This window comes from Nonomuraea sp. NPDC046570, from assembly GCF_040645915.1.
Classification (GTDB): Bacteria; Actinomycetota; Actinomycetes; order Streptosporangiales; family Streptosporangiaceae; genus Nonomuraea.
In genome coordinates this window covers 93,657-105,414 of the sequence record NZ_JBEYZF010000003.1, presented here as the reverse complement: position 1 = coordinate 105,414, position 11,758 = coordinate 93,657, and the positions used below count along the sequence as shown (strand labels likewise).

Annotated in this window: 11 protein-coding genes; 4 read left to right on the top strand and 7 right to left on the bottom strand. The window is 71.9% G+C overall.

The window, feature by feature from the left end; all coding sequences use genetic code 11:
• Window position 1: 1 nt before the first annotated feature.
• Window positions 2-1,060 carry a dipeptidase gene (locus ABZ911_RS06645; protein WP_358052633.1) on the bottom strand — a complete coding sequence of 353 codons (1,059 nt, stop codon included), beginning with the start codon at window positions 1,058-1,060 and terminating at the stop codon, window positions 2-4.
• Window positions 1,061-1,457: 397 nt separating this feature from the next.
• On the opposite strand from ABZ911_RS06645, the gene ABZ911_RS06640 reads away from it, so the two are divergent.
• The 4 genes from ABZ911_RS06640 to ABZ911_RS06625 all read left to right on the top strand — a co-directional run bounded on the left by ABZ911_RS06640 (window position 1,458) and on the right by ABZ911_RS06625 (window position 5,960).
• Window positions 1,458-2,267: a GntR family transcriptional regulator gene (locus tag ABZ911_RS06640; RefSeq protein WP_358052631.1), complete on the top strand. Its 810-nt coding sequence runs from the start codon at window positions 1,458-1,460 to the stop codon at window positions 2,265-2,267.
• Window positions 2,268-2,494: 227 nt separating this feature from the next.
• Window positions 2,495-3,904 (top strand): MDR family MFS transporter, encoded by a 1,410-nt coding sequence (locus tag ABZ911_RS06635; RefSeq protein WP_358052629.1) that lies wholly within the window; start codon window positions 2,495-2,497, stop codon window positions 3,902-3,904.
• Window positions 3,905-3,975: 71 nt separating this feature from the next.
• On the top strand, window positions 3,976-5,082 hold the full coding sequence (locus ABZ911_RS06630; RefSeq protein WP_358052627.1) for a Gfo/Idh/MocA family oxidoreductase: 1,107 nt from the start codon (window positions 3,976-3,978) through the stop codon (window positions 5,080-5,082).
• Window positions 5,079-5,960: a sugar phosphate isomerase/epimerase gene (locus tag ABZ911_RS06625; protein ID WP_358052625.1), complete on the top strand. Its 882-nt coding sequence runs from the start codon at window positions 5,079-5,081 to the stop codon at window positions 5,958-5,960. The genes ABZ911_RS06630 and ABZ911_RS06625 overlap by 4 nt, the downstream gene beginning before the upstream one ends.
• Before the next feature lie 76 nt (window positions 5,961-6,036).
• Here the strand turns inward: ABZ911_RS06625 and ABZ911_RS06620 are convergent, their stop codons facing one another.
• The 6 genes from ABZ911_RS06620 to ABZ911_RS06595 form a co-directional block, all read right to left on the bottom strand.
• Window positions 6,037-6,960, bottom strand: a complete 924-nt coding sequence (locus ABZ911_RS06620) for an FAD-dependent oxidoreductase (protein ID WP_358052623.1) — start codon at window positions 6,958-6,960, stop codon at window positions 6,037-6,039.
• A gap of 145 nt (window positions 6,961-7,105) precedes the next feature.
• The gene (locus ABZ911_RS06615; protein WP_358052621.1) at window positions 7,106-8,095 is read right to left on the bottom strand and encodes a M24 family metallopeptidase; all 990 of its coding nucleotides are present in this window, start codon (window positions 8,093-8,095) and stop codon (window positions 7,106-7,108) included.
• Between the two features lie 43 nt (window positions 8,096-8,138).
• A complete protein-coding gene (locus ABZ911_RS06610; protein ID WP_358052619.1) occupies window positions 8,139-9,044 on the bottom strand; it encodes an ABC transporter ATP-binding protein in 906 nt (301 codons plus the stop codon).
• Window positions 9,041-9,811 carry an ABC transporter ATP-binding protein gene (locus ABZ911_RS06605; RefSeq protein WP_358052617.1) on the bottom strand — a complete coding sequence of 257 codons (771 nt, stop codon included), beginning with the start codon at window positions 9,809-9,811 and terminating at the stop codon, window positions 9,041-9,043. The genes ABZ911_RS06610 and ABZ911_RS06605 overlap by 4 nt, the downstream gene beginning before the upstream one ends.
• The gene (locus ABZ911_RS06600) at window positions 9,808-10,650 is read right to left on the bottom strand and encodes an ABC transporter permease (protein ID WP_358052615.1); all 843 of its coding nucleotides are present in this window, start codon (window positions 10,648-10,650) and stop codon (window positions 9,808-9,810) included. Before ABZ911_RS06600 ends, ABZ911_RS06605 begins: the two co-directional genes overlap by 4 nt.
• On the bottom strand, window positions 10,647-11,756 hold the full coding sequence (locus ABZ911_RS06595; protein ID WP_358052613.1) for an ABC transporter permease: 1,110 nt from the start codon (window positions 11,754-11,756) through the stop codon (window positions 10,647-10,649). The genes ABZ911_RS06600 and ABZ911_RS06595 overlap by 4 nt, the downstream gene beginning before the upstream one ends.
• Window positions 11,757-11,758 lie beyond the last annotated feature (2 nt).

The window sequence follows — 11,758 nt, the reverse complement described above, 5'->3', positions numbered from 1 at the left end:
GTTAGCGCGCCACACTGTGGCCGTACCCGGCTTGCCCCAGCTCGGAGCGGAAAAGCCGCAGAACGTTTCCGCCAAGGACCTTGACGATGTCGTCCTCGTCCAGACCCCGCTTGACCAGCGCCTCGGTCACCAGCGGCAACCCGCGCGGCCCATCGAGACCCGGCACCGAGGCGTACGGGTCGATCTCGCCGAACCCGAGGTCCTCGCAGCAGGGCGGGGTGGTGTCCTGCAGCACCTCGCGCACGAAGTCCGGCCCCAGACCGACATGGTCGATCCCGGCGACACCCGCGATGTGCTCGATGTGGTCCACCAGCCGCTCCACCGTGAACTCGGCCGGATCGGCGCTCAGGAAGTGCGGCACGAAGTTCACGCAGACCACGCCGCCCGTCGCCGCGACAGCCCTGAGCTGGTCGTCGGTGAGGTTGCGGTGGTGGTCGCGCAGCGCGCGGGCGGAGGAATGCGTCGCCATGACCGGCCTGGTGGCCAGCTCCAGCACGTGCGCGACACCCGAGGCGCCGAGGTGCGACACGTCGAACACGATGCCGAGCCGTTCCATCTCGGCCAGCGCCTCGACGCCCGCCCCCGTCAGCCTGCTGCCGGTGGCGTCCTCGCCGCTGCCGTCGGCCAGCGGGGTACGGCCCCAGTGCGCGATCGACGCCACCCGGACGCCGAGCCGGTACAGGGTGGACAGCAGTTCCACGCTGTCGTCGATGCCCGGCGCGCTCTCCAGCGCCAGCACCAGCGCGACTTTGCCCGCGCCCAGTGCCGCGTCGATGTCGTCACCGTTCAGGCACAGGCTCACCTCGTCGGCATTGCCTTCCGCCAGCACGTGCGCGCACTCGATCATGCGCAGCGTCTCGCGCAGCGATCCCTCGGGGCGGTACCTGTCGTCGATGAACACCGGCAGCACCTGCAGGTCGACACCGCCGTCCCGAAGCTGAGGCAGCCACCGCTCCCGGAAGAACGACGCCCACCGGGCTGGAGGCCTGGCGGTGACCGCCATCAGCAGATCATTGTGAGTATCGGCGACGACGGCCCGACGATGCAGCTCCCCAGCCATGCACAAACCTCCGAAAAAGGTACGGTCCCCGCGACGCTACGACACCCTCCCCACCCCCGGATTCGTCCCCCACCACCAACGAACCCCCCTACTTCGTCCCCCGGTACCAACTCTCCCGGCGTCTCGCCCTCAGGAACTCCCAATCCGGCGACGAGGTCCTGCCCTGGCTGTGGTGCAAGGTGTCCGGCCATGCGGGGCACTTTGTGCTTGGATTGGATCCAAAGAGCAAAGAGGAGCCCCCGTGGCCGGCGAACCGGTGAGGCAGGGGCCGCGCTCGTCCACCTCGACAGCGGTGCGCCCGGCGGGGGTCGAGCCGGCCGATGCCGTACGAGGGCCTGACAGCGTACGGCGGGAGCGAGGCGCGGCCTCCTGGCCGCCACGCGAGGAAAGGCGGGAGATGCCTGGTCAAGAGGCTGTTCGCGGGCGCGACGGGGAAGCCTCCCAGAACGGGGGCGGCAAGGTCGCGGACGGCGCGGGGGAGGCAGGCGAGAGTCCCGTCGAGGCGACCTTCGCCGAGGTCGTGGGCCGGATGTCGGGCGGATACAAGACAGTCGGGCAGATGGCGTACGACATCATCCGCGAGGCGATCATCATCGGTGTGCTCGCTCCTGGTCAGCACCTGCGGCAGGAAGATCTGGCCGAGCGCATCGGGGTGTCCAGGATCCCGGTCAGGACCGCGCTGATGCAGCTCGAGGCGGAAGGGCTGGTCTCGTTCAACCCGCACAAGGGGGCGGTGGTGCGTACGCTCACCGTCGAGCAGGTGCGCGAGATCTACGAGCTGCGCGAGCTGCTGGAGTCGCACGCGCTGCGCAAGTCGATCGCCCGGATGACCTCCGCGAGGGCGGCCAGGCTGCGCGAGCTCGGCACCGCACTGGACGAGCCACACGAGAGCAGCTCACTGGTGGAGGAGCGGGTGGCGTTCTACCGGGAGCTGTACGACGTCAGTGAGAACCCCGTCGCCGTGGAGATCATCGAGGATCTGCGCAACTCGGTCGGCCGGTACCTGCTCAACCTGCGAGTGGAGCACGGCGCCGGTGGGCATCGGGAGCTGGCCAGGCTCGCCTCCAGAGGCGACGCCGACCAGGCGGTGGCACACCTGAGCGAGCATCTGGGCCAGGTGTCCAGGCGCATCGTCGCGGTCCTGTCGGAGGAGGCCGAATCAGAACCCGCCCCCAAACCGCGGCGCCGCAAACCTGCTCCCGCATAGGACCGATACTGCCCCCGGCGGTCGCGGCGCTCGCCGTGGCGCCCACCGCCGGGATCCAGACCACATGCGCGGCCGTCCTTCTCCGGACACGCACCCACCTGCCGCCGTATCACCATGTCCATGCCATCGCCTACACATCATCTTCGGATGGAGCGGTTTGTCGGAGGTGGGTGGGATTGGGTTGCGGGATGGGGGAGGTCGTATCAGGATGATCTCCAGGGAGGGGTATGGCGGCGCGTCGAAGTGTGATCGCGGCCGGGTTGATGGCGAGTATGGCGCTGGCCGCCATCGACGGCACCATCGTCGCCACCGCCGTACCCGCGATCGTTCGCGACCTCGGTTCGTTCTCCCTGTTCCCCTGGGTGATCGCCGCCTACATGCTCACCCAGGCCGTCAGCACCCCCGTGTACGGCAAGCTGGCCGACCTGTTCGGTCGCAGGCCCATGCTGCTCACCGGTATGACGATCTTCCTGGTCGGTTCCCTCCTCGGCGGCCTGGCCTGGTCCATGCCGGCGCTCATCGTCGCCAGAGCGATCCAAGGCGTGGGAGCGGGCGCGATCCAGTCGATCGTGCAGGTGATCGCCGGCGATCTGTACCCGCTGGAGGAGCGCGGCAAGATCAGTGGCCTGCTCTCCTCGGTCTGGGGCGTCTCGGCGCTGGTCGGTCCCGCGCTGGGCGGAGTGCTGTCGGAGCTCGTCTCGTGGCGCTGGATCTTCCTGCTGAACCTGCCCGTCGGCGCCGCCGCCGTCACTCTCATCGTGGTGTGGCTGCGCGAGTCGGTCGAACGCCGCCGCCCCCGCCTCGACCTGCTCGGCACCTTACTGCTCACCGGCGGCGTGATCGCCGTGATGCTCGGCCTGCAGGCCGCCTCCCCGTGGCCGGTGGCGCTCGGCGTGCTGACGCTCGTCGCGTTCGGCTGGTGGGAGACCCGCGCGGCCGAGCCGCTGCTGCCGCCGTGGATGTGGCGCGATCGGGTGCTCCTCGGCTCGTTCCTGGGCAGCGCCGTCGTCGGCATGGTGCTGGTCGGCCCCACCGTCTACCTCCCGACGTACGCCCAGGGCGTGCTGGGTGCGGGCGCGGTGCTGGCCGGCTTCGCGCTGGCGGTCCAGTCGATCGGCTGGCCGATCATGGTGTCCTTCTCGGCCAGGCTCTACCTGAAGTACGGCTTCCGCGACACCGCCCTGATCGGTTTAGCCCTGATAGGCGTCTCGGCCGTGCTGTTCGCCCTCATGACCCCAGAATCCCCCCTCCTGTACGCCGGAGTGTGCGCCTTCGTGAACGGCTGCGGCCTGGGCCTGGTCTCGGTCTCGATGCTGGTCGGCGCCCAGGCGCGGGTCGGCTGGGAACGCCGGGGCGTGGTGACGGGCGGGGTGGTCTTCTTCCGGATCGCGGGCGGCGCGCTCGGCACGGCGATCCTCGCCGCCGTGGCCAACGCCAGTCTCGCTTCGAGCCTGGGCGGCGGAGCGTCTGTCGACGAGGCGGCCAGGGCGCTGGACGGTCCCGGCGCGCAGGCGGTGAGGGAGGCGCTGGCCGGCGCGGTGCACCACGTGTTTCTCGTGATGGGCGGGATGGTAGTGCTCGGGGTGCTCGCCGTACTCATCCTGCCGAGGGTTCCGCAGCATGGCACCGAGGGGTGATGGCGGGGTTTCGGGCAGTGGTAGCGACCACACAACCGATCCACCTAATGTCTTAACAAAGGGAGGCATCCATGCGTCTCGGCGTCATCGGTCTTGGGCTCATCGCCCAGGCCGTGCACCTGCAGAACCTCCAGACGCTACGCGAGAAGTACCAGGTGACACACGTCTGTGACCTGTCGCCCACCCTGGCCGCCCAGGTCGCCGCCGAGCACGGCGGGCCGATCCGCCACTCCACCGACGCCGAAGCCGTCCTGGCCGACCCCGACGTGGACGCGGTGCTCCTCCTCACCCCCGGCACCCACGCCGAACTGACCCGCAAGGCGCTGCGGGCGGGCAAGCACGTGCTGGCCGAGAAGCCGTTCGCGCACACGGTCGCCGAGGCCCGCGAGCTGGACGCCCTGGCCACCCAGAAGGGCCTGATCCTGCAGGTCGGCTACATGAAGATGTACGACCCGATCATGCCCAGGGCCCGCGCCGAACTGGCGAACATCGGCACTCCGCGGGTGGTCCGGGTGACGGTCCTGCACCCCGCCGACGCCCCGCAGTTCGCCCACGCCCGATTCCTCCGGTACGGCGACGCCGACACCTCGACACTCGACGGCACCTACGAACGCGACCGGGCACTCGAAGCCGTCGGCCCGATCGGCGAGCCGTTCCTGTCGATCTACACCGACGTCCTGCAGGGCTCGGTGGTCCACGAGCTGTCGGTCCTGCGCGCCCTGTTCGGCGAACCGCCCCTGCACATCGCGCACGCCCAGGCGTCGGGCATCGTGATCGGTGAGCGGCTCACCGAACCCCCGCAACTACAGGCACTCGGCACCCTCGGCGACACCCAGCTCTCCCTGTCGTGGAACTGGCTCCCCGACTACCCCGAGTACGGCGAGGAGATCGCCGTCTTCGGCTCCGCCGGACGCCTATACCTGCGCATGCCGGGGCCGTACCTGCGCGACAGCCGCGCCGAGCTGGTCGTGGAGTCGGTGCGGGACGGGGAGCGAGCGAGCACGCGGCTGATCTCGGAGCACCGTACCGGCTTCGTGCACGAGTTGCTCGCCTTCCACGCCTCGGTCACCGACGGCGCCCCCGTCCTGTCCACGGCCGCCGGGTCGGCCTACGACACCGCCGCGCTGCGGCAGATCGCGCGGGTCCTGGCCGCAGCGCACGGGGTGAAGCCCGCATGAAGATCGCATCCGCCCCCTGCAGCTACGGCGTGTTCGGCGGCTCGACCGTCGACATGAGGCCGGTCGAGCTCCTGGCCGCGATGGCCGCCGCCGGGTACACCGGCAGTGAGCTCGGCCCGCCCGGATTCTTCGGCAGCCCGGCCGAGACGGCCCGCGCGTTCGCCGACAACGGCCTGACCGTCGTCGGCTCCTACGTGCCGCTGCACCTGTCGCTGCCGGACGAGGTGATGGCCGCCGACCTGGAGGGCATGCGCCACACGCTGGAGGAACTGGCCGCCTCAGGCAACCCCGACGTGGTCGCGGTACTGGCCGACGAGGGCGACCCCGCGCTGCGCGCCTCCCCGTGGCGCGTCCCGGGCGAGCGCGGCATGGACGAGCCGGCCTGGCGCCGCGCCGCCGAGCGCATCGCCGCCGCCTGCGAGATGGTCGGCGGCTTCGGGGTACGGCCGGTCTTCCACCCGCACTACGCCACCTACGTCGAGCAGGCCGGGGAGATCGACACCCTGCTGGAGCTGACCGATGTCTCCCTCTGTCTGGACAGCGGCCACTTCGCGCTGGGCGGCGCCGAGCCCGCCGAGTACGCCGCCAAGTACGCCTCCCGAGTCGGCCACGTCCACGTGAAGGACGTCCGGCACGCCGTCGTGGAGCATGCCCGCCAGTCGGGCGACACCGCCCTGGAGACCTGGTGGGCCAACGTCGCCTGCCCACTCGGCGAGGGCGACGTCGCCCTGGACGCCTTCCTCGACCAGCTCAGGGCCAACGGCTACACCGGCTGGTACGTCATCGAGCAGGACCGCGCCGCCGTCGCCCCCGAAACCTGGGCCCAGACGATCGCCGACCAACGCCACAACCACACATGGCTCGCAAACCATCTCTGACCAGCGCATGCGGTGCGAGAATGATGGCCCAGCAGACGGAGCAGGTAGGGGCAGGCGGCAAGGGCAGGGCCGCCGTTCAGAGCAGGCGGGCGGCGATGTCGCGGGCGCACCCCCACGACATGCTGACGCCCACGCCCCCGTGCCCGTAGCAGTGGATCACGCGGGTGCCGTGCACCTGCTCCTCCTCCAGCCGGATCGAGGGCCGCCCAGGCCGCAGCCCCACCTCGACCCCCAGGACGCGCGCCTCGGCGAGCCGTGGCTCGACGGCGGCGCAGCGGTCCAGGATCTCCTGGGTCTGCCGTGGGTCCGGCTGGTCGTTCCAGTCTCCGTCGGACGCGTTCCCGCCCAGCACCACGCGCTCCTCGTGCGGCATGAAACTGGTCCACTCGCTCTCGAAGCCGCCCTCGAAGAAGAAGTCCTCGATACCGGGGTTGGACACGATCACGTGCTGCCCGCGCACCGGCCGTACCTCGGGATCGCCCGCCAACTCCCGCGCCCCCAGCCCGCTGCAGTTGACCACCACGGGTGCGCCGCCGAGTGAGGTCACCTCGCGTACCTCGACCCGTGTGCCCGCCGCCAGCAGCCGGAGCTCCAGGTAGCCGAGGTAGCGGGGCATGTCGACCAGCGGCGAGGAGATCCAGAACGCCACAGGGAACCCGGCGTGCTCGTCCGGCTCGCACGGCCGGTAGCCGGGCAGGTCGGCCGCCCACGGCGGCGGCTGCTCGCCGATCCTGCTCACCAGCCGCCCCCGCGCGACCCGTACCCCGGTGTCGGGGTCTGCGGCCAGCGCGGTGAACTCGGCCAGGCTGGTGCGCTGCCACCACACCGCCGAGTCCATCGGCTCGGTGAACACCGGCCCGCCGATCATCGCTCCGGCCACCATCGACGTGGTACGGCGAGGCGGCTCGGCCGCCACCACCCCCACCTCCAGGCCGCCCTCCGCCAGGCACACCGCCGTGGTCAGCCCGACCACACCCGCCCCGATGACCAGAACGTCCATCTCGTCCCCTCCGGCGCCGTCATACCGATCGACCCCGGCGCGGGACCGGGCGTGGACTCCCACCATACGGAGATCACCAGCAACGGGTCCACAGCCACGCTGCCGGGCCGCCACGTGTGCGCCAGGAGGCTCTCCAGCAGCGGCTTCAGTGCTCGACCACGTGCAGGTCGCGCGGGCTGCCGGACAGCAGTGCCGCGCCCTCGGGCGTGCAGGCCACCACGTCCGCCACCCGGGCGCCGAACAGCTCGGGCAGGCGGATCGCCGGTTCGAGGCAGAGCGTCATCCCGGTGCCGAGCACGACCTGGTCGGGCGCGCCCAGCCACGGGCCCTCGTCATGGCCCCGCCCCACGCCCCGGCCGAGGTGGGGTGCGGCGTAGCGGCCGTAGCCGCTCTCCTCGATCACTTCGCGGGCCGCTCTGGCGACGTCGGCGGCGGCCACGCCCGGCCGTACCGAGTCGAGGGCCGCCTGCTGGGCCGACAGGACCACGGAGTACATCGCCTCGAAGTCCTCGGGCGGCTCGGCCACCGCGAACACCCGGGCCACCTCCGCGCAGAAGCCGTCCCAGCGCCCGCACACCGACACCAGCAGCGCGTCCCCCGGGTTGATCACCCGGTCGGACGGGAGATGGCCGGGCAGCGCGGTGTGCTCGCCCGCGGCGATCACCACCGAGACCACCTCCTCGCAGCCGGTCTCCACCAACAGCATCCGGAAGCGGTGCGCCATCGCCCGCTCGGTCGTGCCGAACCAGGCCAGCTCGCGGGCCACGGTCAGCACCGCCTCGGCCGCCGCCGCCGCCCTGCCGATCGCGGCCACCTCGTGCGGCTGCTTGCGCAGCCTGAGCGGCGCCAGTACGGCGGAGGCGGGCACGAGCTCGGCGTCCACGGCCAGCCCGAACAGCTCCCGCACCCGCATCTCGTCGTCCACGCCGACCCGGCGGGCCCTGGGCGGCACCAGCGCCGCGGGGTCGGCGGTCTCGACGGGCGGCCCGTCGGTGGTGAGCACCAGGTAGCCGCCGCCCCGGCCGCCGAGGAAGCGGAAGTCGGGGGAGGGCCGAAGGACGAGCGCGTCCACGCCCGCCCCCAGCATGGCCCGGCGTACGGCGTCCAGTTCGACGCCCTCCGGTGTGCCGGTCATCGCGACCTCCGCGGCGTGCGCCGGGAGGCCGGCGCGGGCGCCCTCACCCGGGCTGGTGAAGCCAGCAGGCGACCGGGCCGAAGTCGGGCTCCTTGTCCCGGCACACGTCCATCACCTGCGGGCAGCGCGGATTGAACCGGCAGCCCGCGGGCGGGTCGGCCGGGTCGGGGACGTCGCCCGCCAGCTCGGCGGGCAGCACGCCGAGACCGTCCGGCTGCGGGATCGCGCCGAGCAGCGCCCGCGTGTACGGGTGCTGCGGGTCGGCCCACACCTCGGCGGTACGGCCCACCTCGACGATCTTCCCGAGGTACATCACCGCGATCCGGTCGGCGATCAGCCGTACCACCGACAGGTCGTGGCTGATGAACAGCAGGCCCGCGCCCGACTCCACGGCCAGGTCCCGCATCAGCCTGGCCACCTGGGCCTGGGCCGAGGCGTCCAGCGCGGAGATGGGCTCGTCGCCGATCAGCATCGACGGCCTGGCGGCCAGCGCCCTGGCGATCGCGATGCGCTGGCGCTGCCCGCCGGAGAACTCGTGCGGGTGGCGGCCGGCGAAGTCGCGCGGCAGGCCGACCCGCTCCAGCAGGTCGGCCGGCTTGGTCGCGGTGTCGCCCGCCGTGCGCAGGCCGTCGGCGATCTGGTCGCCGACCCGGCGGCGCGGGTTCAGCGAGGAGTAGGGGTCCTGGAAGACCATCTGGATGCCGGTGAGCTGCCTGCGGCGCAGGCCGAGCGGGGTGACCTGGCGCCCGTCGAAGGTGATGGACCCTTCGGTGACCGGGTTCAGCCCGCACACCGCGCGGGCCAGCGTCGACTTGCCGCAGCCGGACTCGCCGACCAGCCCGACGACCTCGCCGGGCGAGACGGTCAGGCTCGCCCCCGCCACCGCCCGCACGATCGGGCGGCCGGGGGAGCGGTGCTCGACGACCAGGTCCTTGATCTCCAGTGTCATGCGCTCTCCCCAGGCAGTGAGTCCAGCAGCGAGCGGGTGTAGGGGTGGGCGGGCTCGCGCAGCACCTGGGCGCGCTCGCCGGTCTCGACGACGAGGCCGTCCTTCATCACGCTCACCTCGTCGGCGACCGCGGACATCACGCCCAGGTCGTGGGTGACGAGCAGCACGGCCAGGCCCAGGTCGTCGCAGAGACCCCGGAGCAGCCGCAGGACGCCCGCCTGGACGGTGACGTCCAGCGCGGTGGTCGGCTCGTCGGCGATGAGCACCTTGGGGGAGCAGGCCAGCGCGATGGCGATCGCGATGCGCTGGCGCATGCCGCCGGAGAACTGGTGCGGGTAGCGGTCGTACGCCTCCGCCGCGCCGGGGATGCGCACCTTGCCGAGCAGCTCGATCGCCCGCGCGCGGGCCTCCCGCTTGCCCAGGCCCAGGTGGTGGCGCATGTGCTCGGTGAGCTGGCGGCCGATCGAGAGCATCGGGTGCAGGCTGGTGGCCGGGTCCTGGAAGACCATGGCGACCTCGCCGCCGCGCACCTGGTTGAGCTCCTTGAGCGGCAGTTTCAGCAGGTCGCGCTCGCCCAGCCGGATGGCGCCGCCGGTGCGGGCGCCGTGCGGGAGCAGGCCGAGGACGGCCAGGCCGGTCATGGTCTTGCCGGAGCCGCTCTCCCCGGCCAGGCCGTGCACGCGGCCCTCCTGCAGGTCCAGGTCGACGCCGCGGAGGATCTTCTTGTCGCCGATGGTGACGGTGAGGCCGGTGATCGAGAGGGTCAAAGCGCACGCTCCTTGATGGCGCGGGCCGTACGGGGGTCGAGGGCGTCGCGCAGGGTGTCGCCCAGGAAGTTGAAGGCGAGCACCACGGTCAGGATGGCCAGGCCGGGGAAGGTGGCCACCCACCAGCTGTCGAACACCTCCACGCCGTTGGCGACCATCGCGCCCCACTCGGGGGAGGGCGGCTTGGCGCCCAGGCCGAGGAAGGACAGGCCGGACAGCAGCAGCAGGGCGGTGCCGATGTCGAGCGTGGCCAGCACCAGGATCGGGCCGGTGACGTTCGGCAGCACGTCCACGCGCAGCGAGCGCCAGGCGGAGAAGCCGAGCAGCCGGCCGCTCAGCACGAACTCCCGCTCGCGCACGCCCAGCACCAGGCCGCGGGTGACGCGGGCGTAGGCGGGCCAGGCGACGACGAGGACGGCCAGTACCGCGTTGGTCAGGCTGGCGCCCAGGGCCGCGGCGACCACCATGGCCAGGATGATCGTGGGGAAGGCGAACACCAGGTCGGCCACCCGCATGATCGTCTCGCCGATCCACTTGCCGAAGTACCCGGCGCAGGCGCCGAGCAGGCCGCCGACCAGCACCGACAGCGCGACCAGCAGGAGGGTCAGCGGGATCGAGACGCGGGCGCCGTACATCACCCGGCTGAGGATGTCGCGGCCGAGCTGGTCGGTGCCGAACCAGTGGTCTGGGCCGGGCGGGGCCAGCCGGGGCAGTTCCTGGGCGAGTGGGTCGTGTGGCGCGAGCAGCGGCGCGGCCAGCGCGATGACCAGCCAGGCGAGTGCGATCAGGCCGCCGGCGATGGCCAGCGGCTGCCGCCACGCTTGCGGGAGTCTTCTCATTGCAGTCTCACTCGGGGGTCGATGACGCCGTACAGCACGTCGACGATGAGGTTGATGACGAGGTAGACCCCGCCGACGACCAGGCCGACGCCCATGACGGCGGGCAGGTCGAGGGTGGTGGCGCTCTTGTAGGCGTACTGCCCGATGCCGGGCCAGGCGAAGATCGCCTCGACCAGGACGGTGCCGGACAGCAGGCTGCCGAACGCCAGGCCGGCCACCGTGATGATGGGGACCAGCGCCGAGCGCAGCACGTAGCGGAAGAGGATCACCCGTCCGGGCAGCCCCTTGGCGCGGGCGGCGCGGACGTAGTCCTGGCCGAGCACCTCCAGGACCGCCGACCTGGTGAAGCGGGTCAGCAGGCCGATCGTGTAGAGGGCCAGCACCAGCGCGGGTGTGATCAGGTGGCCGACCGCGGAGCCGAACACGTCCCACTGCCCGGCGAGCGCGGCGTCGACCGTGGTGAGGCCGGTGACCGGCGGCGGCGCGCTCATGCCCGGATCGATGCGGCCGCTGCCGGGCGTGATCTGCAGCCTGAAGAAGAACACGTAGAAGGCCACCAGCGCCAGCCAGAACGTCGGCACCGAGATGCCGATCAGGCTGACCACGCGCAGCACCTGGTCCGAGAGCCGGTCGCGGCGCAGGGCCGCGATCACGCCGAACGCGACGCCCAGGATCAGCGAGACCACGATCGCCGCGCCCGCCAGCTCCAGCGTGGCCGGCACGAACTCGGCCAGGTCCTCGCTCACCGGCCGGTGGCTCTGCTGGCTCATCCCCAGGTCACCCTGGAGCAGGCCCTGCAGGTGAATCAGGTACTGCTCGGGCAGTGACTTGTCCAGGCCGTGCTCGGCCTTCCACTGTGCCACGATCGCCGGGTCGCCCAGCGCCCGCTGGCCCAGGTTCGCCGCCACCGGGTCGCCCGGGACCAGGTTCGTCAGCAGGAACGTGACCAGCGTGATGCCCCAGGCCAGCAGGAGCGCGGTCAGGATCCGGCGGACCAGGAATCGCGCCAGCGGGTGCTTGCCCGAGGTACGGCGACGCGGAAGCGCGCCCCCGGCAGGGCGCGGGGCCGAGGCGCCCGCGCCCTGCGTGTCGTCCTTCTCCGACACCG

Excerpts from the sequence above, each read along its gene's own strand:
- ABZ911_RS06625 (WP_358052625.1), top strand. The coding sequence starts at position 5,079 with ATGAAGATCGCATCCGCCCCCTGCAGCTACGGCGTGTTCGGCGGCTCG.
- ABZ911_RS06635 (WP_358052629.1), top strand. The coding sequence starts at position 2,495 with ATGGCGGCGCGTCGAAGTGTGATCGCGGCCGGGTTGATGGCGAGTATG.
- ABZ911_RS06645 (WP_358052633.1), bottom strand. The coding sequence starts at position 1,060 with ATGGCTGGGGAGCTGCATCGTCGGGCCGTCGTCGCCGATACTCACAAT.
- ABZ911_RS06615 (WP_358052621.1), bottom strand. The coding sequence starts at position 8,095 with ATGACCGGCACACCGGAGGGCGTCGAACTGGACGCCGTACGCCGGGCC.
- ABZ911_RS06640 (WP_358052631.1), top strand. The coding sequence starts at position 1,458 with ATGCCTGGTCAAGAGGCTGTTCGCGGGCGCGACGGGGAAGCCTCCCAG.
- ABZ911_RS06620 (WP_358052623.1), bottom strand. The coding sequence starts at position 6,960 with ATGGACGTTCTGGTCATCGGGGCGGGTGTGGTCGGGCTGACCACGGCG.
- ABZ911_RS06600 (WP_358052615.1), bottom strand. The coding sequence starts at position 10,650 with ATGAGAAGACTCCCGCAAGCGTGGCGGCAGCCGCTGGCCATCGCCGGC.
- ABZ911_RS06630 (WP_358052627.1), top strand. The coding sequence starts at position 3,976 with ATGCGTCTCGGCGTCATCGGTCTTGGGCTCATCGCCCAGGCCGTGCAC.
- ABZ911_RS06610 (WP_358052619.1), bottom strand. The coding sequence starts at position 9,044 with ATGACACTGGAGATCAAGGACCTGGTCGTCGAGCACCGCTCCCCCGGC.